The 23,219-nt window shown below is 64.3% G+C and carries 29 protein-coding genes; 19 read left to right on the forward strand and 10 right to left on the reverse strand.

Annotation, left to right across the window (positions count from 1 at the left end):
* Window positions 1–57 precede the first annotated feature (57 nt).
* Window positions 58–1,416, reverse strand: coding sequence for a histidine kinase (locus ABIB73_RS19190; protein ID WP_354226260.1), 1,359 nt, complete (start codon window positions 1,414–1,416; stop codon window positions 58–60).
* 198 nt (window positions 1,417–1,614) lie between these two features.
* Here ABIB73_RS19190 and ABIB73_RS19195 point away from each other — a divergent pair, with 198 nt between their 5' ends.
* Together ABIB73_RS19195 and fghA are read left to right on the forward strand one after the other, a co-directional pair.
* Window positions 1,615–2,235 (forward strand): response regulator, encoded by a 621-nt coding sequence (locus ABIB73_RS19195; protein WP_354226262.1) that lies wholly within the window; start codon window positions 1,615–1,617, stop codon window positions 2,233–2,235.
* Between the two features lie 103 nt (window positions 2,236–2,338).
* Entirely contained in the window at window positions 2,339–3,184 is an 846-nt protein-coding gene (gene fghA / locus ABIB73_RS19200) for an S-formylglutathione hydrolase (RefSeq protein WP_354226264.1), read from the forward strand.
* A gap of 59 nt (window positions 3,185–3,243) precedes the next feature.
* Here the strand turns inward: fghA and ABIB73_RS19205 are convergent, their stop codons facing one another.
* Window positions 3,244–3,747, reverse strand: a complete 504-nt coding sequence (locus ABIB73_RS19205) for a DUF3280 domain-containing protein (protein WP_354226460.1) — start codon at window positions 3,745–3,747, stop codon at window positions 3,244–3,246.
* A 127-nt stretch (window positions 3,748–3,874) separates the two neighbouring features.
* Between ABIB73_RS19205 and ABIB73_RS19210 the strand changes: the two genes are divergently transcribed.
* The 6 genes from ABIB73_RS19210 (at window position 3,875) to ABIB73_RS19235 (ending at window position 8,730) form a co-directional block, all read left to right on the forward strand.
* Window positions 3,875–5,056, forward strand: a complete 1,182-nt coding sequence (locus tag ABIB73_RS19210) for a lanthanide ABC transporter ABC transporter substrate-binding protein PedA1 (RefSeq protein WP_354226266.1) — start codon at window positions 3,875–3,877, stop codon at window positions 5,054–5,056.
* Between the two features lie 8 nt (window positions 5,057–5,064).
* Window positions 5,065–6,033, forward strand: a complete 969-nt coding sequence (locus ABIB73_RS19215) for a YVTN family beta-propeller repeat protein (protein ID WP_502918443.1) — start codon at window positions 5,065–5,067, stop codon at window positions 6,031–6,033.
* A complete protein-coding gene (locus ABIB73_RS19220) occupies window positions 6,030–6,839 on the forward strand; it encodes a lanthanide ABC transporter ATP-binding protein PedB/LutE (RefSeq protein ID WP_354226270.1) in 810 nt (269 codons plus the stop codon). Before ABIB73_RS19215 ends, ABIB73_RS19220 begins: the two co-directional genes overlap by 4 nt.
* Window positions 6,836–7,684, forward strand: coding sequence for a lanthanide ABC transporter permease protein PedC (locus ABIB73_RS19225; RefSeq protein ID WP_354226272.1), 849 nt, complete (start codon window positions 6,836–6,838; stop codon window positions 7,682–7,684). The genes ABIB73_RS19220 and ABIB73_RS19225 overlap by 4 nt, the downstream gene beginning before the upstream one ends.
* Window positions 7,681–8,295: a hypothetical protein gene (locus ABIB73_RS19230; protein ID WP_354226274.1), complete on the forward strand. Its 615-nt coding sequence runs from the start codon at window positions 7,681–7,683 to the stop codon at window positions 8,293–8,295. The genes ABIB73_RS19225 and ABIB73_RS19230 overlap by 4 nt, the downstream gene beginning before the upstream one ends.
* A 135-nt stretch (window positions 8,296–8,430) precedes the next feature.
* Complete coding sequence (locus ABIB73_RS19235) at window positions 8,431–8,730, forward strand: copper-binding protein (protein WP_354226276.1); 300 nt, start codon at window positions 8,431–8,433, stop codon at window positions 8,728–8,730.
* 195 nt (window positions 8,731–8,925) lie between these two features.
* Here the strand turns inward: ABIB73_RS19235 and ABIB73_RS19240 are convergent, their stop codons facing one another.
* Window positions 8,926–9,483 carry a PQQ-dependent catabolism-associated CXXCW motif protein gene (locus ABIB73_RS19240; protein ID WP_354226278.1) on the reverse strand — a complete coding sequence of 186 codons (558 nt, stop codon included), beginning with the start codon at window positions 9,481–9,483 and terminating at the stop codon, window positions 8,926–8,928.
* Entirely contained in the window at window positions 9,480–10,361 is an 882-nt protein-coding gene (locus ABIB73_RS19245) for a substrate-binding domain-containing protein (RefSeq protein ID WP_354226280.1), read from the reverse strand. The genes ABIB73_RS19240 and ABIB73_RS19245 overlap by 4 nt, the downstream gene beginning before the upstream one ends.
* Window positions 10,362–10,487: 126 nt before the next feature.
* On the opposite strand from ABIB73_RS19245, the gene ABIB73_RS19250 reads away from it, so the two are divergent.
* Both ABIB73_RS19250 and ABIB73_RS19255 read left to right on the forward strand, forming a co-directional pair.
* Window positions 10,488–11,432, forward strand: a complete 945-nt coding sequence (locus ABIB73_RS19250) for a quinoprotein relay system zinc metallohydrolase 2 (RefSeq protein ID WP_502918441.1) — start codon at window positions 10,488–10,490, stop codon at window positions 11,430–11,432.
* Window positions 11,433–11,485: 53 nt separating this feature from the next.
* Window positions 11,486–12,304: a quinoprotein dehydrogenase-associated SoxYZ-like carrier gene (locus ABIB73_RS19255; RefSeq protein ID WP_354226282.1), complete on the forward strand. Its 819-nt coding sequence runs from the start codon at window positions 11,486–11,488 to the stop codon at window positions 12,302–12,304.
* A 45-nt stretch (window positions 12,305–12,349) separates the two neighbouring features.
* On the opposite strand, the gene ABIB73_RS19260 is transcribed toward ABIB73_RS19255, so the two are convergent.
* Both ABIB73_RS19260 and ABIB73_RS19265 read right to left on the reverse strand, forming a co-directional pair.
* Window positions 12,350–12,664, reverse strand: a complete 315-nt coding sequence (locus tag ABIB73_RS19260; RefSeq protein ID WP_354226284.1) for a hypothetical protein — start codon at window positions 12,662–12,664, stop codon at window positions 12,350–12,352.
* A gap of 236 nt (window positions 12,665–12,900) precedes the next feature.
* Entirely contained in the window at window positions 12,901–13,260 is a 360-nt protein-coding gene (locus ABIB73_RS19265; protein ID WP_354226286.1) for a hypothetical protein, read from the reverse strand.
* A gap of 87 nt (window positions 13,261–13,347) precedes the next feature.
* Here ABIB73_RS19265 and ABIB73_RS19270 point away from each other — a divergent pair, with 87 nt between their 5' ends.
* From ABIB73_RS19270 to ABIB73_RS19290, 5 genes are read left to right on the forward strand one after another with little or no spacing between them, the layout of a single operon-like run.
* Entirely contained in the window at window positions 13,348–14,328 is a 981-nt protein-coding gene (locus tag ABIB73_RS19270; RefSeq protein ID WP_354226464.1) for an ABC transporter substrate-binding protein, read from the forward strand.
* Window position 14,329: 1 nt separating this feature from the next.
* Window positions 14,330–15,067 (forward strand): ABC transporter permease, encoded by a 738-nt coding sequence (locus ABIB73_RS19275; RefSeq protein WP_354226288.1) that lies wholly within the window; start codon window positions 14,330–14,332, stop codon window positions 15,065–15,067.
* Entirely contained in the window at window positions 15,057–15,797 is a 741-nt protein-coding gene (locus tag ABIB73_RS19280; protein ID WP_354226290.1) for an ABC transporter ATP-binding protein, read from the forward strand. The genes ABIB73_RS19275 and ABIB73_RS19280 overlap by 11 nt, the downstream gene beginning before the upstream one ends.
* 48 nt (window positions 15,798–15,845) lie before the next feature.
* Window positions 15,846–16,640 carry a pentapeptide repeat-containing protein gene (locus tag ABIB73_RS19285; RefSeq protein ID WP_354226292.1) on the forward strand — a complete coding sequence of 265 codons (795 nt, stop codon included), beginning with the start codon at window positions 15,846–15,848 and terminating at the stop codon, window positions 16,638–16,640.
* Window positions 16,641–16,663: 23 nt separating this feature from the next.
* Window positions 16,664–17,011, forward strand: a complete 348-nt coding sequence (locus tag ABIB73_RS19290; RefSeq protein ID WP_354226293.1) for a hypothetical protein — start codon at window positions 16,664–16,666, stop codon at window positions 17,009–17,011.
* A gap of 6 nt (window positions 17,012–17,017) precedes the next feature.
* On the opposite strand, the gene ABIB73_RS19295 is transcribed toward ABIB73_RS19290, so the two are convergent.
* The 4 genes from ABIB73_RS19295 to lanM all read right to left on the reverse strand — a co-directional run bounded on the left by ABIB73_RS19295 (window position 17,018) and on the right by lanM (window position 18,920).
* Window positions 17,018–17,227, reverse strand: coding sequence for a hypothetical protein (locus ABIB73_RS19295; protein ID WP_027534088.1), 210 nt, complete (start codon window positions 17,225–17,227; stop codon window positions 17,018–17,020).
* Between the two features lie 107 nt (window positions 17,228–17,334).
* Window positions 17,335–18,198 carry a DUF6662 family protein gene (locus tag ABIB73_RS19300; protein ID WP_354226295.1) on the reverse strand — a complete coding sequence of 288 codons (864 nt, stop codon included), beginning with the start codon at window positions 18,196–18,198 and terminating at the stop codon, window positions 17,335–17,337.
* A 66-nt stretch (window positions 18,199–18,264) separates the two neighbouring features.
* Complete coding sequence (gene pqqA, locus ABIB73_RS19305) at window positions 18,265–18,345, reverse strand: pyrroloquinoline quinone precursor peptide PqqA (protein WP_018460299.1); 81 nt, start codon at window positions 18,343–18,345, stop codon at window positions 18,265–18,267.
* 182 nt (window positions 18,346–18,527) lie between these two features.
* The gene (gene lanM, locus ABIB73_RS19310; RefSeq protein ID WP_354226297.1) at window positions 18,528–18,920 is read right to left on the reverse strand and encodes a lanmodulin LanM; all 393 of its coding nucleotides are present in this window, start codon (window positions 18,918–18,920) and stop codon (window positions 18,528–18,530) included.
* Window positions 18,921–19,266: 346 nt separating this feature from the next.
* Here lanM and ABIB73_RS19315 point away from each other — a divergent pair, with 346 nt between their 5' ends.
* The 4 genes from ABIB73_RS19315 (at window position 19,267) to ABIB73_RS19335 (ending at window position 23,207) form a co-directional block, all read left to right on the forward strand.
* Window positions 19,267–20,931 carry a methanol/ethanol family PQQ-dependent dehydrogenase gene (locus tag ABIB73_RS19315; protein WP_354226299.1) on the forward strand — a complete coding sequence of 555 codons (1,665 nt, stop codon included), beginning with the start codon at window positions 19,267–19,269 and terminating at the stop codon, window positions 20,929–20,931.
* Window positions 20,932–20,941: 10 nt separating this feature from the next.
* On the forward strand, window positions 20,942–21,298 hold the full coding sequence (locus ABIB73_RS19320) for a c-type cytochrome (protein WP_354226301.1): 357 nt from the start codon (window positions 20,942–20,944) through the stop codon (window positions 21,296–21,298).
* Window positions 21,295–22,224 carry a type 2 periplasmic-binding domain-containing protein gene (locus tag ABIB73_RS19325; protein ID WP_354226303.1) on the forward strand — a complete coding sequence of 310 codons (930 nt, stop codon included), beginning with the start codon at window positions 21,295–21,297 and terminating at the stop codon, window positions 22,222–22,224. The genes ABIB73_RS19320 and ABIB73_RS19325 overlap by 4 nt, the downstream gene beginning before the upstream one ends.
* A 707-nt stretch (window positions 22,225–22,931) precedes the next feature.
* Window positions 22,932–23,207, forward strand: a complete 276-nt coding sequence (locus ABIB73_RS19335) for a hypothetical protein (RefSeq protein ID WP_354226306.1) — start codon at window positions 22,932–22,934, stop codon at window positions 23,205–23,207.
* Window positions 23,208–23,219: the final 12 nt, after the last annotated feature.

Here is a 23,219-nt window from a genome sequence, read left to right on the forward strand (position 1 = left end):
ATCCGCACCCGTTTTCCCGACAAAATCGGGAATTTTTCCCGATCGCCTCCGGCCCGATCATGCGCCCGCAGTCGGAACCAGCGCCTCCACGGTCACACCGCCCTCGCCGGACGCAACGTTGAGCGTACCGCCCAGCGCCAGAATGCGCTCGCGCATGCCGACGAGGCCGAAGCCGAGCTTCTGGCCGGGCTCCATGCCGTGGCCATTGTCGCTGACCCGCACGCGCGCGCAGCCGCGGCCGTCGCGCCCCAGTGGCTCGGCCGGCTCGATGACCACATTGATCGAGGTCGCGCCGGCATGGCGGAACACGTTGGTGAGGGCCTCCTGCACGATGCGGTAGATGGTGAGGTCGGCGGTCTCGCCGGTCGGCCCGAGCGCGGGCGAGATCGAGGTCCTTATCGCGACATCGGGATGTGTTTCGCGCCACAATCGCGACAGCGATTCGAGCGCCTGGCCCAGGCCAAGTTCGGCGAGGCCGACAGGCCGGAGCCGTTGCAGCACACGACGGGTAAATTGCTGGAGCGCGTTGATCTGCTCCAGCAAGGCGCTGCCGTGCCTGCGCACGGCGTCCGCGCTCGGCGCGCGCCCGTCCGCGAGCTTCGCCAGCGCGCTCGCATGCGCGCGCAGCGAGAACAGATACGGCCCGAACTCGTCATGCAGCTCGCGCGCGATCTCCTTGCGCTCGACGTCCTGGAGCGACACCGCGCGCTCGGCCAGGCGGCGCTTGTCCTCGACCGCCTCACCCAGCGTCGCCGCCAAATGATTGAGCTTGGTACAGATCGCGGCCAGCTCGGGCGCGCCGCCCGGCGCCGCGCGCGCATCGTAATGCCCGCCCTCAAGCTCGGCCATCGTTTGCGCCAACGACTGGAGCGGCGCCAGCGCCCGGCCGACCACATTCATCATCACCAGGAACAGCACGAGCGCGATGGCCGAGCCGACCTCGAGCTGCGTCACGATGGCATCCCAGATCTCGGCGATCTCGTCATTGGGATGCGAGGTGATCACCAGCGAGCCGGGCTTGCCATGGACCGAAACCGGGACGCTGACCGCGGTCTGCTCCGGATGGACCAGGCTGACGAACCAGGCCGGCGGCCCCGGCGTGTCGTCATCAGCATCAGCGCGCGGGGGCGTCAGCGGGTTCCCGCCGGCGTCCTTCAGCGCGATGCTGACGTGGCGAAGACGATTGAGGTCACGTGCGATCTGGTTCAGCCTGGCATCCGGATCTGGCGCCTCGTTGAGATCGGCAACGATCATGTCGATGAACTCGCGCGCAAGCCGAATCACGCTCTGGTCCTCGGCCTGCACGCGCGGCCCCGCCTCCGCGACCTGGCGGGCGATGTTGACAGCGAGCCCCAGCGCCAGCAACAGCGCCAGCAAGAGGTTGATGCGCGCGCGCAAGGATAGATTTTGCCACATTGGTTACGCCCGTGCCCCCGCGAGGATCGCTCAGGCCTGTCCGATGACGTTGACAGACCCGAAGCGCCCGATATCTAATCGGAAGCGTACAGCAATCCAACCCGGGTTGCATGACCCGACATGGGACACGCTCGCGCGTCTCTTTTGGTCGGCATCGTGCGGCGCAAAACAGGCCGGCGGCTGTCGCGGGGAACGCCTATGCGCATTCTGATCGTCGACGATCATCCCATCGTCGCCTCCGGCTGTCGCGCCGTGCTGGCGGACGACGGCGAGATCGACATTCTGGAGGCCGCCGACGCCGAAAGCGGCGAGTGCGTCTTCATCGTCGAACGCCCCGACCTCTGCATCATCGACATCAACCTGCCGACCGTCTCCGGCTTCGAGCTCGCGCGCCGCATCCTCGAGCGCGCGGCTGATGCCCGCATCATCATGTTCAGCATGAACGACGACCCCGCCTTCGCCGCGCGCGCGATCGAATGCGGGGCCAAGGGCTATGTCTCCAAGACCGGCGACCCCGACGATCTCGTCGAGGCGATCCGCACCGTCGGCGGCGGCGGCACTTATCTGCCGAGCGCGATCGCGCGCAGCATCGCCTTCGCCGGACCGACGCTGGCGCAAAACCCGCTGTCGAAGCTGAATGCGCGCGAGATGGAGATCCTGCGGCTGCTGAGCGCCGGAAAGAGCCTGTCCGAGATCGCCTGGCTGGTGCAATCGTCCTACAAGACGGTCGCCAACACCTCCTCGATCATGCGCCAGAAGCTCGGGGTGAAGACCTCGGTCGAGCTGGTGCGGCTGGCGATCGACAGCGGCGTCGCCTGATCTTGTGCCAGACTTGTCTTGCGCCAGATTTGTCGCGCCGGCACAAATTCGGTCACACAAGCGTTGCAATGTAGATGTGGTGAGATGCCACGGAGCCCAGGGCATGACGATGCAGACTGTCTCGACCAACACCTCCTATGGCGGCGTGCAGGGCGTGTACCGCCATGCGAGCCAGGCCACCGGAACCGACATGGTGTTCTCGGTTTATGTTCCGCCACACGCGAATGGCGCAAAGCTCCCCGTGGTCTGGTATCTGTCCGGGCTCACCTGCACGCATGCCAATGTCACCGAGAAGGGCGAATTTCGCCGCGCCTGCGCCGAGCTCGGCCTGATCTTCGTCGCGCCCGACACCAGCCCGCGCGGACCGGATGTGCCCGGCGATGCCAACAACGCCTATGATTTCGGCTTAGGGGCCGGCTTCTATGTCGATGCGACGCAAGAGCCGTTTTCGCGCAATTATCGCATGTGGAGCTATGTCACCGACGAGCTGCCCAAACTGGTGGCGGAGAATTTTCCGGTCGATGCCAGGCGGCAGTCGATCATGGGCCATTCGATGGGCGGCCACGGTGCGCTGACGGTGGCGCTGCGCAACCCGCACCGCTATCGCGCGGCAAGTGCTTTTGCCCCGATCGCGGCGCCGTCGCAGGTGCCGTGGGGGATCAAGGCGCTGACCGGCTATCTCGGGCCGAACAAGGATGCGTGGCGCAGCCACGACACGGTGGCGCTGATCGAGGACGGCGCCAAGTTTCCGGGCTTTCTCGTCGACGTCGGCGAAGCCGACAATTTCTTGAAGGAGCAGCTCAAGCCGGAGCTGCTACAGGCCGCCTGCACCAAGGCCAACATCCCGCTGACGCTGCGCCGCCAGGCGGGCTACGACCACAGCTATTATTTCATCTCGACGTTCATGGGCGATCATCTGCACTGGCACGCGGAGAGATTGACGGGGTGAGCTCTTACCCTCCTCAGGAGGGGGAGGGTAAGCGGGCAGCGTGTCGTGAGGGGAAGAACCTACTCCGGCTTTCCGTAGTTCGGCGCCAGCAGACGGTTGCGGATCAGGTAGCTCATCGTCCGCGACCAGGATTCGTCGGTGTTGCCGCGCATGTCGGCGCTGGCAGCCATGACCATTTTTCCGCTCTTCACATCGCGCAGATAGATATTCAGATTGATGATCAGGTTCGAGACCTTCTGCACCATGCCGGTGATCTCGAGATCGGCGCCGAGCTGGCCCGCGAGCTTGAGGTCGCAGCCGCCGCAGACCTGCAAATTGCTGTGATGGGCGGCATCCCTGATAGGCGCGATATCGAGCAGCTGGAACCTGCCTGACTCCGCCAGTTCCTTGCGCAGTTGCTCGCTGATGCGATCGAGCCGCGCCTCCTCCGGCTTCGAGCCATAGAACTCGCCAGGCAGGCTGGTGTCGATCAGCTCGAAATCGAACACCGCAAGCTTCGGCGGATCGGCGAAGGCGACCGAACCGGTCAACAGCAAAACGGCAATCGAGAGCAACGCTCGCATCATCGTGATTCCGGACACCGTGTGCGCGACGACCAAATGCGGGGTTGCAAGCCCGGCCAAATCGGTCATGCTTGAAGAGAGACAATTCTCCACCAGCGGTCAAGCCGGGGAGACGTACGGAGGAAGCATGATCCGATGGTTGCTCGGCCTAATCGGCATGAGCCTGGCCGCGACGCAAGTGTTCGCGGCCGACCCGGTCGCGATGGGCGTCGGCTATCTCGGTGTCGCCGGCACCAGGTCGACGCTGTCGCTGGTCGAGCAGCCCGCGGAGAATGACGGCATCGCCGGCGCTAGGCTTGCCATCGAGGACAACAACACCACCGGAAAATTTCTCAACCAGCGTTTCACGCTGGAAGAACGCCGCGTCAGGGAAGGCGAGGACGTGGTGCAGGCCGCGACCGACCTCGCCGCGCGTAACGGCTTCATCGTCGCCGACCTGCCCGCCGATGCGCTGCTGAAAGTGGCGGATACCTTGCGCGACCGCGGCACATTGCTGTTCAACGCCGGCGCCATCGACGAGCGGCTGCGCGAGGCCGATTGCCGCGCCAATGTCATCCACACCGCGCCGACGCGGTCGATGCTGGCGGACGCGCTCGGCCAGTATCTGGTGTGGAAGCAGTGGAAGCGCTGGCTGCTCGTGGTCGGCTCGCATGACGAGGACAAGCTCTACGCCGATGCTCTAAGACGTGCTGCGACGCGTTTCGGCGCCAAGATCGTGCAGGAGCGCGCGTTCGAGGACACCGGCGGCGCGCGCCGCACCGATAGCGGCGTGACGCTGATCCAGCGGCAGATGCCGGTGTTCACACAGCAGGCCCCCGCTTACGACGTGTTGGTTGCCGCCGACGAGAGCGAGGTATTCGGCGCCTATCTGCCCTATCGCACCTGGGATCCGCGGCCCGTCGCAGGCTCGGCTGGCCTGGTGCCGCGCAGCTGGGACGCGGCGCAGGACCAGTGGGGCGCCACCCAGATGCAGAACCGCTTCATGAAGCTGAACTCGCGGCGCATGACCGCGCTCGACATGCAGGCCTGGACGGCAGTGCGCATGATCGGCGAAGCCACCTCGCGCACCAATTCCGGCGACGTCAAGAAGGTCACCGATTTCATCAAGGGACCGGACTTTTCCGTCGCCGCCTTCAAGGGCACAAAGCTGACCCTGCGCGACTGGAACCTCCAGTTGCGCCAGCCGATCCTCCTTGTCGACGGCCGCATGGTGGTGTCGGTGTCGCCGCAGGAAGGATTTCTGCACCAGGTCTCGGAGCTCGACACCCTCGGCTACGACCGCCCGGAGAGCAAATGCAAGCTGAAGTGAGGACGATGATGTTGCGCATGTGGCGCGTGGGGCTTTTCTCCGGACTGGCGCTCGCCGCGGCGCCCGCGCATGCGTTCATCGCCTATGTCTCGAACGAAAAGAGCAACACGGTCTCGGTGATCGACACCGAAAACTGGACGGTGACCAAGACCATCAAAGTCGGTCAGCGCCCGCGCGGCATCGAGTTCACGCGCGACGGCAAATTCGTGATGGTCGCGGTCGGCGACGACGACACCATCCAGGTGATCGACGCCAAGAGCCAAGCGATCGTGGACACACTGCCCTCCGGACCCGACCCCGAGCTGTTCACCCAGGATGCCGCCGGCAAGACGCTCTACGTCGCCAACGAGAACGACAACACCGTGACCGTGATCGATCTGGAGAAGCGCGCCCGGCTCGGCGACATCCAGGTCGGTGTCGAGCCCGAGGGAATGACCGTCAGCCCCGACGGCAAGACGCTGATCAATACGTCGGAAACGACCAACATGGCGCATTTCATCGACACGGCGTCGCGCCAGATCGTCGCCAACGTGCTGGTCGACGCCCGGCCACGCTTTGCCGAATTCAAGCACGACAGCTCGGAGCTGTGGGTGTCGTCCGAAATCGGCGGCACGGTCTCGATCATCGACCCCACAAAGCATGAGGTGATCGGCAAGGTCACCTTCGACATCCCGGGTCTGCGCCGCGAGGCGATCCAGCCGGTCGGCATCGGCATGACCAAGGACGACAAGACTGCCTTCGTCGCGCTCGGGCCCGCCAACCGCGTCGCCGTGGTCGACACCGCGACGCGCAAGGTGACGAAATATCTGCTGGTCGGGCAGCGGGTTTGGCACATGGCGTTCACGCCGGATGAGAAATACTTGCTGGTGACCAACGGCGTCTCCAACGATGTCTCGGTGATCGACGTCGCCGCGCAAAAAGTGATCAAGACCATTCAGGTCGGCGAATTACCCTGGGGCATCACGATCGCACCATGACCAGCCCCGCCCCCATCGCCGAACCACGCGAGAGTGCGCCGAAGCCCGATTCGGCCGCGGCGCCGGCGCTGTCGATCGACGGCGTCAGCCATGCCTATGGCTCGCGCCGCGCGCTGATCGACGTCTCCTTCAACGTGCAGCCTGCCAGTTTCACGGCGCTGCTCGGTCTCAACGGCGCGGGCAAGAGCACGCTGTTCTCGCTCATCACGCGACTGTTCGGCATCCAGACCGGCCGCGTCGGTATTTTCGGCTATGACATCAGCAAAAGCCCCGGCGAGGCGTTGCGACTGCTCGGCGTCGTGTTCCAGCCGCGCACGCTCGATCTCGATCTGTCGCTGACGCAAAACCTGCTCTACCACGCAGCGCTCCACGGCATCAGCCGCCGCGAGGCCGCCGCGCGCAGCGCCGAACTCCTCGGCCGTATAGGCCTTACTGAGCGTGCCCGCAGCAAAGTGCGCGATCTCTCGGGCGGACAGATGCGGCGGCTGGAGATTGCACGCGCGCTGTTGCACCGGCCGCGGCTTCTGCTGCTCGACGAGCCGACCGTCGGACTCGACGTCAAGGCACGCGCGGACATCATCATCCATGTTCGCCAGCTCGTCAGCGAGCAAGGCATCGGCGTGCTCTGGGCCACGCATCTGTTTGATGAAATCAATGCGGGCGACGACCTCGTGGTGCTGCATCAGGGCAAGGTGCTGGCCAAGGGTCCCGTCAGCCGCGTGATTGCGGAGGCCGGCGCGCAGGACGTCAACACCGCCTTCATGCGCCTGACCGGTGCGCAAGTGATGCCGGGAGGCGGCGCATGAGCAGCATTACCGCTCACGACGCGCCGCGTGGCTTCTCGTTCTCGGAATACATGACCTGCCTCACCGGTATCGTCTGGCGCGAGGGCCTGCGCTTCCTGCATCAACGCGAGCGCTTCGTCTCGGCGCTGGTGCGGCCCCTGGTGTGGCTGTTCATCTTCGCCGCCGGCTTCCGCCAGGTGCTCGGCATCTCCATCATCCCGCCTTACGAGACCTACATCCTCTATGAGGTCTTTATCGCGCCCGGGCTGATGGCGATGATCCAGCTCTTCAATGGCATGCAGTCCTCGCTGTCGATGGTCTACGACCGCGAGATGGGCAACATGCGTACGCTGCTGGTGAGTCCGCTGCCGCGCGGGTTCCTGCTGTTCTGCAAGCTGCTCGCGGGCACGGCGGTGTCGCTGCTCCAGGTCTACGCGTTCCTCGCAATCGCATGGTTCTGGGACATCACCCCGCCCCCGATCGGCTATCTCACCGTGTTGCCGGCGCTGATCCTGTCGGGATTGATGCTAGGCTCGCTCGGCATGCTGATCTCCTCCGGCATCAAGCAGCTCGAAAGCTTCGCCGGCGTGATGAACTTCGTGATCTTCCCGATGTTCTTTGCTTCCTCCGCGCTCTATCCGCTCTGGCGGGTGCAGGAGGGCAGTCCCTATCTCTACTATGTCTGCCAGGCCAACCCGTTCACCCATGCGGTGGAGCTGATCCGCTTTGCGCTGTACGGACAGATCAATTGGATCTCGCTGGCGGTCGTCGCGACCTGTACAATCGTCTTCATGATCGGTGCGATTTTCGCTTATGATCCGTCGCGTGGGCTTGCACGGCGCGGGCCTGCCGGAGGCGAAGGATGATCGTTCGGAGTCTTGCCATTGCTGCCCTTGCGTTCGTGGTCACGGGCACGGCCGCGCGCGCGGCCGATCCGCGCTATCCCGAATGGCCGTGCTCACAGGCCAAGGTGCCGGAGATCTCGCTCGCGGCTGTCTGGGCCGGTCCCGCGCTCGACGACGCCGAGAACAAGTGGAAGGACGACGCAAAAGTCAGTGCGCTGGTCTCAAAGCTATCAGCACGCAAGACGCCGCTGGACGAGGCCGAAAAGTCGGTGAAGGAATTTCTGGCGGGCTCCGCCGCCGACAAGACCACGAACGCAAAGCTCTTGTTCGCCGGCCTGTTCGACACGCTCAACGCCCAGCGTTCCCAGGTCATGGGCGGGCTTGAACGGGTCAGCCGCAAGCAGCGCGAGGCCGCAGACAAGATCCGCGACGAGACGATCCAGCTCCAGACGCTCCAGGGCGCGACGCCACGCGACGACACCAAGGTCGAAGCGCTCAGCAACCAGCTGGTCTGGGAGACCCGCATTTTCGAGGACCGCCGCAAGGTGGTCCGATTCGTCTGTGAGGTTCCCACCACGATCGACCAGCGCCTGTTCGCGCTGGGACGCGTGATCCAGCAGGAGATGGAGTAGCGTCAGCCTCGCTGACCGCTGCGCAAAAGTTCCCGCAGTGGCACCGCGATCGTTAACCTTTGCTGCGCTATCTGCCGGAACCAAATCGATCTAGGATGTCTTGTCGATGTGAATCTCGAACGCCGGGAGGCCTTGATGGGAACCACAAGATTCATCCTCGCAGGCGCTGCAGCCATCAGCATGCTTGCATCCAGCGCTTTCGCTGACGACATGACCGGAATGGTCACCAGGATCGATCGGCTCAACAACACGATCTCGATCCAGCAGACGCAGAAGGGTACGGTCGGCGGCAGCGCAGGCGGCGCTGGCGCGCTCCAGCAGTACAAGGCAAAGGACGCCGCGATGCTGGATGCCGTTCATGCCGGTGACAGGGTCAGCTACTCCGCGACCGACACGGATGGCACGGGAACGCTGACGAAGTTGCAGAAGCAGTAAGCTCGCTTTTCGCCTCTCCCCGCGCACGGGGAGAGGCCGGAATGCGCGCGCAGCGTGGATTCCGGGTGAGGGGGAGTCTCCGCGAGTCCATCTGTCACCGTGGATGTGGAAGCAGCCCCTCACCCCAACTCTCTGCCAGTAAGAACGGGGCGAGGGAGAGCACCTGCGCTCCGTGACGCGACTCGGCTCAATCGCTTACTGCTCCGGGCGGGGTTCCGGCTGCGCCTCGTCGGTCGGGAGTTTCGCGTGCTCCCAGCCGTCCGTGCCCTCTGGATACCAGGCCACGTTGGAGTAGCCGTCAGCCAGCGCGCGCTTGGCGGCATTCCACGACATCCAGCAATCGGCCAGGCAATAGATCACGAGCAGCGCGGCCTTGTCGCTGCGCGATGCACGCGTGAGACCGCGCCTGAAATAATCCTCCATCGCGGGCGGCAAATTGCCGTAACCGGTATCCGGCAGCCAGATGCTGCCCGGAATGTTCTTGCGCGGCGCATCGCGCCACACCGTGCCTTCGGGAAGGTTCTTTGGCTTCGGCGGCCGCGGCAGCACATCGATGAATGCGGCGCTCTTCGCCCGCCAGATCGCCTCGGCCTCCGCCGTCGTCAGCACGCGCGCGCCTTCCAGCGTCGCCGGCACCGGCGCGCGGTAATTGTCGGTACGAAACCCCTCCGGCTCGAACGGCTCCTGCTGCTGCGCGAATGCCGGCGCCGCCAGCATGGCGGCGACGATCGCAGCGGCAAGGGGCCATCTCATGGCGCCTTCTTGGCCGTCTCCGCGCCGAGCGGCCGATCACTCTCGTCCAGCAGCGGCACCCCGAAGTCGAGCAGGATCTTGTTGATCTCGCCCTGGTTCTCCTGGATCAGCTTGTTGAGCTGCCGCTTCCAGTTCTGGTCGGCGGGGCGCACGCCCATGCCGATGCGATAGACCAGCTTTGGCCCGGTCGTCTCCTTCACCAACGGCGTCACGTGGAGCGAGCCGACCTTCTTCGCGTAGAACCCCGCCATCGGTCCCCACAGCACGCCGGCATCGATCTTGCCGGCGGAGAGGTCGTCGATCATCGCCTGCGCCGAATTGTCATAGCGGGTGTCGATCATCAGCGGATACGGCTTTGCATCGCCCATCAGGCCGGCGATCGCCATGTTGGTGGCCGGCGGCGTGCCGGCGACGATGCCGACATGCTTGCCCTTCAGCCGCGCGTCTTCAAGCGTGTCGACGTCCTCGAGCCCGCCGCCCACCTTCGTAACCAGCGCGTAGGACGTGCGGTAATAGGGGTTGGTGCCCTGCACGAGATCGTCACCTTGCGGAAAGCCCATGATGACGTCGCAGCGATGCGCACCCAGCGTCATCCGCACGAAGCCGGTCGCCTGCGGAAAGAACACGTAGTCGAGCTTCTTCTGGAGCTTGTCCGCGAACAGCTCTGCGAGCTTGTTCTCGATACCCTCGCCTTTCTCGTTGGAGAACGGCAGGTTGCGCGGATCGGCGCAGACGCGCAGCACCTTTGGATCGACCAGCTCGAATGAGAGATCGCCACTTTCGTTCGTCTGCGCGACGGCGACGTCGCCGATCGCGCAAGACGCTGCCATCAGACATAGCGAAAATAACCAGCGACGATGTCGCCCGGCCTCCGTCATCGCGCTTCCTCCATCTTTTGTCTCAATGCTATCCATGCAACGCAGGACGCACCATGTTTTGCCAAACTTTGTGCTGGCTTGTTGTGTTGCAGTGCAATGCCGCAAACCATGAACTGAGGCGGAAAAGTGTCTCATCTCGCGTCAACGGTCGCAGCCTTCTTAAGAATCGAGGTTTTGGCCCTGCTGAGCCTCGCCACGCTAACATGCGCCGCGGCGGCCGAATTGCCTGTGAGCGAAGTCGCACCGGGAATCTTCGTACACTCCGGGACCATCGCCCTGATGACGCGCGAGAACGAGGGCGACATCGCCAATGTCGGCTTCATCGTCGGCGAGGATTCGGTGGCCGTGATCGACACCGGCGGCAGCCTCCGCGAAGGCGAGGCGCTGCTCGCGGCGGTGCGGGCCCGCACCAGCAAGCCGGTCCGCTACGTCATCAACACCCACGGCCATCCCGACCATGTCTTCGGCAATGCCGCCTTCGTCGCTGAGGGAACCAGCTTCTTGGGCCACAGCAAGCTGCCGCAGGCGCTGGCCACGCGCGGGCCGTATTATCTCGACAATTTTAGACGCATCATGGGCGGCGAATTGATCGATCCCGTGAAGATCGTGCCGCCCACCGTGCTCGTTTCGGACACGCTGACGCTCGATCTCGGATCGCGTCGCCTCACCTTGCGGGCGTGGCCGGCCGCTCATAGCGACAACGATCTGACCGTGCTCGATGAGACGACCAAAACGCTGTTCGCGGGCGATCTCGTCTTTCTCCGCCATATTCCGGTGGTCGACGGCAGCCTCCGCGGCTGGCTCGCCCTGCTGAAGGAGCTGGAGACGATTCCGGCGCAGCGCGTCGTTCCCGGTCACGGACCTGTGAGCGACTGGCCTGCAGCGCTCGCCGATGAACGGCGTTATCTCTCAATATTGCTGTCCGATGTGCGCGGGTCGAACAAGAAAGGCGAATCGATCCGCACCGCTGCGGACAAGGCGGCGGGATCAGAACGGTCGCACTGGGAGTTATTCGACGACTACAATGCCCGCAACGCAACCGCAGCATTTTCTGAAATTGAATGGGAGTAGCGGACGCGCTACGCTCACCCCAACCACTGCTTCGTTAGCGCGGGACCACGACCATGATGGGATATGCGCGGCGCCTGACCTTGATCGCCGCACTGGCCGGCATCGTCTTCGCTACGCCGGCGCGCGCAGAGGAGGCCTATGATCCCTGGCCGGGCCTGGTTCAGGACATCTTCAACAACCGTCCGATGAACGATGGCGCCGACATCATCGGCATCGAGATGCCCTATCGCGCAGAGGACGCGGCGATCGTGCCGGTGACTTTGCGCAGCAAGCTGTCGCCCGCTGACAGCCGCCGCATCCGTTCGATCACACTGGTGATCGACCGCAACCCGGCGCCGATGGCGGCGAAATTCGAGCTCGGGCCGGATGCCAACGTCACGGAAATCTCCACGCGCGTGCGCGTCAACAACTATACCGACGTCCATGCGGTCGCCGAGCTCAGCGACGGCCAACTCTACGTCTCAAAAACCTATGTGAAGGCCTCCGGCGGCTGCTCTGCACCGGCGGGAAAGAATGCCGAGGAAGCCCAGAATCGTCTCGGCCAGATGCGCTACCGGCAGTTCGCGCGTGAGGAGGCGCCGGCGAGCCGCATCCGCGAGGCGCAGATCATGATCGGCCATCCCAACAATTCCGGCCTCCAGATGGACCAGGTCACGCAGCTCTATATTCCCGCCTTCTTCGTCAACCAGCTGAAGCTGACGCAGGACGACAGTCCCGTGCTGTCGATGGAAGGCGGCATCTCGATCTCGGAAGATCCCAATCTGCGCTTCACCTACGTCTCCAACGGCGCCAGGCGTTTTCGCGCGGAAGCCAAGGACACGGACGGGCACGTGTTCCGCAATGAGTGGGACGTGGAGAAACCGGGGACATAATACACGCCACTTGCGCTGACGCCCCGCCTCCCTTGTCGCGTGGGTTCACATGCCACTCCCTCCGCCACCGCCGCCACCACCACCACCACCACCACCACCACCAGCCTGTCGGGAAGCTTCGAGGTTTCTGTCTAAACGACTGGGTTCGCCAGCCGCGTAACCGTAAGCTCCCGGATAGCCTTTCTTCGATCCCACCGTTTGCATCTCACGCAGCGGAGCGTAGCCGGGGACACTCGGATGATGTGTCTTGGAGATCATCTTGTGCTGACCATGGGCTTTGCTCGGCACGCCCTGCGCCAGCGCGGCTGGTGCAGCGGCGATGAGAGCGGCGGCAGAAAGTGCGATGATCGTCTTCTTCACTTTTCGGTCCTCCCACGTTGGGATGGAAGAGCCTGCATGGAAGATCGAAATTACGCCTGCTCCGTGAAAGGCTGCGTCACGCCACAGTGAACGCCTATCACTTCACCGTGGCGGTGCCGCAATCTATTAACGCACACGGCAACCTCATGGCCATGTCCGCTTGCCCTCGAAGGCGAACATCATGGAGGTCAAGTCGAACGTCAGAGTCAGAGAAGGGCCATTAGTCGAAGGCAGCGTCAGAAACACCTCACCTCGGCTTCCGCCTGCGCGCGCCGCAGATCGTTCACGGCGGAATTCGCCTGCTCCGACGTGCGAAACTGGACGCCGAGGTTGCCGCGGACCTGGGACATGCTGAGCGCGGTCTCCGCGGTGACGTAGCGGTCATAGGATACAATCGAGGCCACCACGTCGATCGAGCAGGAACATTGTTCGATCGACTGCCGCGTCTCGCCATTGGCTTTCATGCAGCCATAGACATATTCCGCGCGCGCGGAGGTGGGATAATCGTTGGCCTCCTCGGCCCGCGCCACACACGCGGTCGCCGCCACGACCGCCAATGCGGCGACAATCGGTCGTAGCTGTCCCGCCAGATACATGAGCGTCCTCCCGCTGGTTGCGACGGAAGCTATGCTATGCGTATTGTCCTGAAAAGCACTCCCTTCGAGGAAACGGCTCACAAGGTGATGAGAGCACTTGGTCGAACATTGGCGCTTGCGGCAGCCCTGGCGCTGACACTGGCCGAACCGGGCCGTGCCGCGGATACGATCCGCCTTGCGGTGCAGAGGACCGGAACATTCTCCTGGGAACTGGCGACGATCCGCCAGAGCGGTCTCGACAGGGAGGCCGACCTCTCGCTCGATGTCACCGAGCTTGCGAGCCCCGAGGCCGGCAAGATCGCGCTCCGCGCCGGCAATGCCGACATCATACTGTCGGACTGGCTGTGGGTGTCGCGCGAGCGCGCGCTCGGCGCCAATCTGACCTTCTATCCCTATTCCAGCGCGCTCGGCGCGGTGATGGTGCCGGCGGCGTCGCCGGTCAAGACGCTCGCCGACCTCAAAGGGCGCAAGCTCGCTATCGGTGGCGGGCCGATCGACAAGAGCTGGCTGCTGCTGCAAGCGCGAATGAAGCAGGACGGCATCGACCTGAAGTCGGAGGCGACCATCGTCTATGGCGCCCCGCCTTTGATTGCCGCCAAGGCGCTCGACGGCGAGATGGATGCGAGCCTGAATTTCTGGAATTTCTGTGCCCAGCTGGAGGCCAAGGGCTTTCGGCGCCTCGCCGGCATCGAGGACATTTTGCCAAAACTCGGCGCCAAGGGAGCCGTCTCCGCCGTCGGTTATGTCTTCGACGAGAGCTGGGCCGCGGGCCATCGCGACGCGGTGGCGCGCTTCATCGCGATGACCCGCAAGGCCAAGCAGTTGCTGGTGACGTCGGACGCGGCCTGGGACAAGATCGCCCCGCTCACCGGCGCGACCGATCCGGCCATGCTCAAGACCTACCGCGACCGCTATCGCGACGGCATTCCGCGCCGGAGCATCGCCGACGAGGAGGCGGACGCGCGCGTGCTTTACCGCGTGCTGGCCGAGATCGGCGGCCGCGACCTGGTCGGGCCTGCGGCTGAGCTCGATCCCGGCACCTTCTATCACGCCGTGCCCGGAGACTGAGGTGCTGCGCCTTTTGTCGATTGCCCTGCTGCTTGCGATCTGGTGGACAGCCGCGCTGTTCGTCGGCGGCGCAAAGCTGCCCTCCCCGCCTGCCGTGCTCAACGTCATCATTGCGGAGGCGTCGAGCGGCGCGCTGTTCCTGCATCTCGGCGCCACGCTCGCGCGCGTCGCGCTCGCCTTCATGCTGGCGATGTCGCTCGGCAGCGCCATCGGCTATCTGATGGGACGGGTGAGGCTCGCCGACCGTCTTGGCGATCCCTGGCTGATCCTGCTGCTCAATTTGCCGGCGCTGGTGGTGATCGTGCTTGCCTATATCTGGGCCGGGCTCACCGAGGCCGCCGCGATCGCGGCGATCGCCATCAACAAGCTGCCGACAGCGGTCGTCACCTTGCGCGAGGGCACCCGGGCGCTCGACCGCTCGCTCGACGAGATGGCGAGCGTGTTTGCAATGCCGCGCTGGCGCGCGTTCCGCCATGTCGTGCTGCCGCAGCTTGCGCCTTATATCGCGGCCTCCGCACGCTCGGGCCTTTCGCTGGTGTGGAAGATCGTGCTGGTCGCCGAACTCTTGGGGCGGCCGAACGGCGTCGGCTTCGAGATCGGCGTCGCCTTCCAGCTGTTCGACACGCCGCGGCTGCTCGCCTATTCGCTGACGTTCGCCGCCGTCGTGCTCGTGATCGAGACGGCACTGGTGCAGCCGTTCGAGGCCCGCGCAACACGGTGGCGGCCCCGTGCGGCTTGAGGTCGATATTCTCAGCAAAACTTTCAGGAGTGCCGCGGGCGAAACGCACGCGGTGCTGGCGCCGGTCAAGTTCGCGCTTCAATCGGGCGAGGTCGGCGTGCTGATCGGCCCGTCCGGCTGCGGCAAGAGCACGATGCTGCGCATCATCCTCGGGCTCGACCGTGACTTTGAGGGGCACATCGCGCGTCCCCCGGAGGCACGGGTCGGCATGGTGTTCCAGGAGCCGCGGCTGCTGCCCTGGCGCTCGGTCGAGCAGAATGTGCGGCTGGCAGCGCCCGCTGCAAGCGATGCAAAGCTCGCCGAGCTTTTCAGGATTTTGGAGCTGGAGGCGCATCGCAGCCACTTTCCCGGCGAATTGTCGCTGGGGCTCGCCCGCCGCGTCGCGCTTGCTCGCGCCTTTGCGGTCGAGCCGGATGTTCTGGTGCTCGACGAGCCCCTGGCCTCGCTCGACGACGCGCTGGCCGGCCGATTGCGCGACGAGATCGCGACGCTGGTCGCCAGCCGGCCCGTCACGACGCTGCTCGTGACGCACAGCCTGGACGATGCAGCGCGCCTCGGCGACCGCCTATTCCTCCTGTCGCGGCGCCCGGCGCGCATTCTGGCCGAGGTCCCCATCGATATCCCTCGCGAGACACGCAGCGACGCCGCGATTGCCGCGATCAAGGCCGGGCTTGCGCGGCGAGCCCAGGATGAACAGGGCGGCGAACGCGCCGGGCGGGATGTCTCATAGGCAGCCGCGCGGCCCATGTGCTAAACAGGCCGGCAGCGGAGCCTGACGATGAGACGAACCGTTGCTCTGACGACGCTTGGCTTCGCGCTCGTCGCGACCGTGGCGAGCGCCCAGGACATGATGCGTGACGTCGACCTCACCTCACCCGCCATGGTTTCCGCTGAAATGAGCCGGCAGGAGGTCGAGGCCGTGCTGGCCAAAGCGGGCGCCGGCGCGCCCGCGGACTTCACCGGCACGCGCTTGTCGGGGCTCGATCTTTCGGGGCTCGACCTTTCCAGGTCGGTGCTTCGCGCGGCACGGCTCAACAAGACAAAACTCAGCGGCGCCCGTCTTGATCGAGCGATCCTCGATCAGGCGTGGCTTCTCGACGCGGATCTCACGGGCGCGAGCCTGAAGGACGCCAACCTGTTCGCCACGCAGATGGCGCGCGCCCACCTCGACGGCGCTGATCTGACCGGCGCGCGCATCGCAGCCGATCTCAGCGGCGCAAGTCTGGTCGGCGCCTCGATCGCCGACGCGCATCTCGGCGCCGACATGCGCAACCAGTCGATGGGGTTGATGCGCGCCGTGCTGCGATCGGCCAATCTGGAACGGTTGAACGCGCGCAACGCCGACCTGTCGCGCGTCGATCTCGAGTTTGCCTCCCTCAGGGGAGCCGACCTGACCGGGGCGTCGCTCCGGAACGCCCAGCTCGGCGGCGCCGACCTGACCGGGGCGACCGTCATCGACACCGATTTCGAGGGCGCCGATCTCGCCTCCGCCAGGCTGATTGCACCGATCGGCCTTGACCGCGCCAGAAATTTCGACAAGGCAAAGAACCGCGAGCGCCTGATCAAGCAATAGCGGCGCCTTGGGAGGACGATTTGATGCGTTGGGGTCTGGTGTTGATCGCGTTGCTGGCGTTTGCCGGCGAAGCCGCCGCGCAAAGCAAGGGCAAGGGCATCCGGCTTTGGAATCTGACCACGGAGACCATTTCCGGCTTCCAGCTCTCGCCGGCCGGCAAGACCGACTGGGGCCCGAACCAGACCTTGAACGACAAGGACAAGGAGGTCGACCACGACGAGCGGCTGCGTATCACCGGCGTCGAGCCCGGCCGCTACGACGCCAAGGTCAGCTATCCCAATGCACGGCAGTGCGTCGTTCGCGACATCGAAATCAAGGCGGATGCGGTGTTCTCGATCGCCGACAAGGATCTGAAGGACTGCACCAAATAGCGCGTCTCACGCCTTGTCATTCGGGTGCGGATATTCGCAGCGCCACCGCACCGCCTGCCACTTCGGATGCTCGCCGACCCATTGCGCAATATAGGGCGGCGCCGCCATGGCGCATTGCGTCGGCGACCCCGCATAATTGAACACCAGATGCTGCTCCTCGCAGGTCGCAGGCGAGAGCACCGCACACACAGTCACCACCAGGTCGATCGGGTTCATGCCGGGATCCTCGCGCGAGGGGCAATCAAAGTTAGCACACCAGATTACGCTCGAGGCCTGTCGAGGTTTCAAACCGGCGTGAGAGCTGGGGTCCGGAACTCGCCCTGCTAGAAGTTAACGCCAAACACCAGCCTTGCCTGATGTCGTTCGAAATTGACGAGGTCGAGATTGGCGGCCGATCCGGCCGGACGCCCCCAGGCCTGCATGCTCCAGCTCAGCGTCAGCCGCGAACGGTCGGAAAGCTGGAAATAGGCGGTCGGGCCGACAAACAGGGCCTGGCCCGAAAACGCGCCGAGACCGATGCCGTCATATTGGCGGAAATAGCGCAACTCAGCGCCGAGCAACAAATTGGGGCGCACGCGCACCATGCCGGCGAAGGCGGCGCCGATGGTGGAGCTCTTCTCGGACAGGCCCGTCACCTCGAAGCGCGTCCACTCCGGCTGGTAGATCAGGTTGAGCGCCCCGATGGCGAAGTTCGGGATCAACTCGCGGTCAAAGGCGAGCGTGAAATCGGTGCCGTACATCCGCCCTTTCGCGCCGCTGATCTCGTCGATTCGGTCGCCATGGAGTTCGGTGGCGACGGTCAGGCCGAACGGCGCCTTGTCACGATCAAGCAGCCGATAACGCAGGTCGAGCGAGGCGCCCTGGAAATTGAGCTGGCGGCGATCATCGATGTCAGGGACGCCGGTGATGTCATGCAACGTCGTCGTGCCGCCGATCTCGATGCGAAAGTTCGGCAGCGGCACCACTTCGATCTCGACTTCCTGGCCGAGGGCACGATAGGTGCCGCCGCCCTTGCCGAACCGTCCCGTCGTCTGGCTCTGGAATTCGCGCTCACCGGGATTGCCGACATCTGTGCCGATCATGAAGCCGAAGATGTGCTCGGTATCAAAACCCTCTTCGGCGCTGACGCACGCTGGTGCAAGTGCAAGGCTGCACGCAACCGCTGTCCAGATTGTGTGGGCTCCCATGCGTACCCCGAACACTGCCGCGACTTCTACAGCATCCGCCTTCGACGCCGCGGCAGGTCGTCAGTCTTACTTGCGCAAAGCGCAGGCGTACATGTTGATTTCCATGCCGACCGGCACTTCCACAATCTTCGGAGCTTTCCAAGCCATTCGGGGGTCTCCAAGGTATTGAGCGCGACATCGCGCCGGGCGAAACCTAGGGCTGCGTCCGGCACAGCGCAAGTCTGGAGTCGAACGGCGAACACAAGGAAACGTGCCCGGTCGCGAGCAGACTTCCCTCTTGGGCAAACTGGCTTCGCTCTCAGTCAAGCCACACAGCGCGAGCGCGATTCCTAGTGCAGCAAACGCAGCAACGCGCGCCCCGCACGGGACTTCAATTCCTTGGCGTCGAGAGTGCCATCATTATCGGGATCCGCTGCATTGAAGCGCTGCTCCACAACGGACAGATACTCATCAAGCGTGAGTGTCCCGTCATGATCGGGATCGGCGGCGGCAAGTTCCTTCGCCGTTAACCGTCCGCGCAATTCACGCATGTCGAGCGTACCGTCATGGTCGGGATCGAGCTTTGCGAACAGCGCAGCGGCTGCCTTCTTCACTTCGGCGAGGTCGAGCGTGCCGTCATTGTCGGTATCGAACATCTTGACCGCACTGCCGGATGCCGACCAGGCCGGACCGGCGAGCAATGCGATCGTCAACCCAAGAGCAACAGAGCGACGCGTTATCATCAAGACCTCCCTGATCAAGAAACCCGATTCGGAGCGGGGTCGAGACCACATAAGTCCGCAACCTCGCCCTGGTTCAAGTCCGGAATTGCAACCGACCCGTCGACGTCCGGTCCCTCGCCCGCGGTTTCCTGCCTGAAAAACGCGCCGCACCAATCTTCGCGCCACGGAAATTGATGCAGCGCATTCGCGCAAGACGTGCAGAACCCGTTGGGGATTACCGCGCGCGTCTGGCATCCGGCGTCCAACATATCGGCAGCGCGCTTTCGACTTTCGTATTGACGGGTTTTGCTTTCCGACGGAGTGTTGCTCTCGCAGCGTCAAAAGGCGCGCATATTGGGAGGAACGGATGAAACGCTTTGCGATGGCCGCGAGCCTCGTCATATCCGCATGCTCGGTTGCGAGTGCACAAACCACCGACCAGCTGGTCAAGGGCGCAACCGACACGTCGAACGTTCTCAATTACGGGATGGGCTACAATCTCCAGCGCTTCTCGACCCTGAACCAGATCAACAAGGACACCATCAAGAATCTCGTCCCGGTCTGGAACTACTCCTTCAACGACGATCGCAGCGAGGAATCGCAGCCGCTGGTTTACCAGGGCGTGGTCTACGTGACGACGCATGCCGCCACCATGGCGATCGACGCCAAGACCGGCAAGCAGCTCTGGAAGACCAAGGTCGAGTATCCCGCCGAGACGCCGCGCATCGTCTGCTGCGGCATCATCAACCGCGGCGCTGCGCTGTATGACGGCAAGGTAATCCGCACCACGCTCGATGCCAACGTCATCGCGCTCGACGCCAAGGACGGCAAGGAGTTGTGGCGTCAGAAGGCCGCCGACATCAAGGAAGGCTACTCGATGACGGTGGCGCCGCTGGTCGCCGACGGCGTCGTCATCACCGGCATTTCCGGCGCCGAGTTCGGCACCCGCGGCTTCATCGACGGCTGGGATCCGGCAACGGGCAAGCATCTCTGGCGCACCCATTCGATCCCCTCGCCGGACGAGCCCGGCGGCGACACCTGGAAGGGCGATACCTGGAAGCTCGGCGGCGGCTCGACCTGGATCACGGGGTCCTACGATCCCGAGCTGAACACGGTCTATTGGGGCATCGGCAATCCCGGACCGTTCAATGCGGCGGTGCGTCCCGGCGACAACCTCTACACCTGCTCCGTGCTGGCGATGGATCCCAAGACCGGCAAGATCAAGTGGCACTACCAGTTCTCGCCGAACAATCCGTTCGACTATGACTCGGTGGCCGAGATGGTGCTTGCCGACATGAATGTCGAAGGCAAGCCGACCAAGGTGCTGATGGATGCCAACCGCAACGGCTTCTTCTACGTGCTCGACCGCACCAACGGAAAGCTGCTCGCGGCCAATCCTTACGTGAACGTCAACTGGGCAACCGGCGTCGACATGAAGACCGGCCGTCCGGTCGAGACCGACGTCGTCAAGGATGCGCGCGACGGCAAGAAAGTCACGGTCTATCCGTCGATTCTCGGCGGCAAGAACTGGGAGCCGATGTCGTTCAATCCGCAGACCGGCCTCGCCTACGCCAACACGCTCGCCTTCGGCGGCAAGTACAAGTCGGAGCCGGCCACTTTCAAGCAGGGTGAATGGTATCTCGGCATGGACCTGACCGATCCCTGGGAATGGGGCACCGGACCGCGCGGCCATCTCAAGGCCATCGATCCGATGACCGGCAAGGCGAAGTGGGAAGCGGCCAGCGACATTCCGCGCTTCTCGGGCGTGCTGTCGACGGCGGGCGGCGTCGTGTTCACGGGTGCGCTGACCGGTGAGTTCGAGGCCTTCGATGCCGACAGCGGCAAGAAGCTCTGGCAGTTCCAGACCGGCTCGGGCATCGAGGGACAACCGGTGACCTGGCAGCAGGACGGCGTGCAGTACGTCGCCGTCACGTCAGGCTATGGCGGCGTCTACTCGCTGTTCTCGGGCGACGAGCGGCTTGCGAAGGTGCCGCCCGGCGGCTCGCTGTGGGTGTTTGCGGTCAAGCAGTAACCACGGCGCAATGCTGAGAGACAGATCTCACAAGACGGCGGCGATCCTCGCCGCCGTCGCGGTGCTGACGGTCGCGCTTGCTGCGACCGTTCGTGCCGCGGATGAAACCAATGGCAATCCCGTGCAGGCGCAGATCGACCACGGCAAATCGACCTATGCCGAAAAATGCTCGCACTGCCACGGTCCCAACATGATGAATTCCGGCACCATCACGCCGGACCTGCGCGCCTTCCCCGACGACAAGACGCGGTTCGTCACCACCGTGAAGAACGGCAAGAACAACAAGATGCCGCCCTGGGGCGACATCCTCAGCGACGACGAGATCGGGAATCTCTGGGCCTTCATCTCGAGCCGGAGGAAGCCATGAGGGCGAGGCTGCTCGCGTGGAGTCTGGCGGCGCTCTGCTCCGCCTTCGTAACGGCTGCTTATGCAGCCGACGAGCCCCTGAAGATCTGCCTCGACGAGGATCGGCCGCCACTGTCCGTCCATCATCGCGGCAAACCGGATAGCGGCTTCGACGTCACGCTGGCACAGGCGATCGCCGAGCGGCTCGGCCGTCCGCTGAAGATCCAGTGGTTCGAGAGCAAGCTCGACGAGGATTCGAGCCCGCAGCTCGAAGCCAATGCGCTGTTGTCCGACGGTCGCTGTTCGCTGGTTGGCGGCTACGCGCTGACGCAGGACTCGCTGGTCGTCCCGGGCGTCAAGACGGCGAAGCTTCCGGATTACGACGGCGCCACGCGTGAGGACCGGCGGCGGCGCGTCGCGCTCGGTGTGCTGGTGCCGAGCCAGCCTTATATCTATTCGCCGATGACGGTGGTGCTCGGACCCGAGGCGCGCGAGCGCAAGCTCGCCGGTATCGGCGACCTTGCAGGCCTGCGCATCGCGATCGAGAGCGGATCGCTCGGCGATGCCATTCTGATGACTTTCGACAAGGGCAAGTTGATCGACGACATCACTCATCTGGTGCCCGGCCGCGACGATTTGCTCGGCGCGCTCGACCGCGGCGACTATGATGCGACGCTGCTCGATCTCGCCCGCTTCGACGCCTACCGCACCGCCCATCCCGACACGGCCATCTCCGCGTCCGGCTACTATTATCCGATCGGCGCCAATCGCGGCTATGTCGGGCTTGCCAGCGACCCCGTCCTGATCGACGCCGTCAACAAGGCGCTGTCGGAGCTGTCGTCCGGGGGCAAGATCGCGGAGTTCGGCAAGCAGGCGGGGCTGACCTACCTGCCGCCACGCGAGCCCGCGATTCTCGGCGATGTCTGGAAACAGATCATTCGGCAGTAAGGCGGACGTCCTCTCACGGCGTTCGGCGGCTGGTGAGCTCACCCTCGAAGCCAACGAAGACGCTCTTGAGCGCCCTGTCGTTCGCGAAGTCGACGGCTCACCGGGGTCGGCTCACTCCTCCGGGGGCCCTGCCGCCACACCTCTCGCGCCGACGAATCCGCCGGGACTGCAAGGCGCGGTTTCCACGAAGGCGGGGCCCTTTGAGGATGCCCGCCCGTGTGTGACCAGTTGTACCACGGCCCAATGGCTGGCGGACGCGATTCCTGCTAATCTTGATGGCAGCCCCGCAGCGACCTCGCAGGAGTGAGTGACGAACTAATCCCGGTTTTCGACAGTCCCGACGGCCGCAGAAGATCGTGAAAGCGAACTGAGTTCTCGTCGCAAATCAACGGCATCGAGCCGGTCAACCAGAGCGAAGAGGGAATGGAAATGAAACCGAAATCCGCGTTGATACTCGCAACGCTCGCCTTGAGTTCAGGTTTCGTGGCCGGAGGCACCAAGCAGGCCAACGCAGTCGTCTACTGCCAGTACGTCAGCTATCCCGCCGGCTGCATCGTAAGGCCCGGCGTCGTACTGGCGCCAAGGCCGGTTGCACGAGCCGCCGCGCGCGAAGCTGTCCGCCCTGGAAGGCCCATGAATCGAGGCGGGCCAGTCAATCTTGTCGGCAGATACTGATATTTCTCAATCTTTGAACCAAGGAGGCGATGATGGAACAGATACTGATGAATCTCGTGGCCGGCGCTCTTGGCGGAAACGCAGTTGCAAAGGCCTCACCCAACTTCGATCTCGGCACGCTCGGCAATACGATCTCGGGGCTCGTTGGCGGCGGGGTGCTCGGTCAGGTCATTACGTTGCTGCTTCCGAGCCTGGTATCCGGAAAACTCGATGTCGGCACCATCATCACCCAGCTCATCGGTGGTGGCGCCGGAGGCGCGCTCCTGACGGCAGTCGCTGGGGCCATCAAGAACAGGGCCGCGGCCTGACCTGATCGCCGT

It is taken from the genome of Bradyrhizobium sp. F1.4.3 (genome assembly GCF_040548375.1).
Taxonomy (GTDB): Bacteria; Pseudomonadota; Alphaproteobacteria; order Rhizobiales; family Xanthobacteraceae; genus Bradyrhizobium.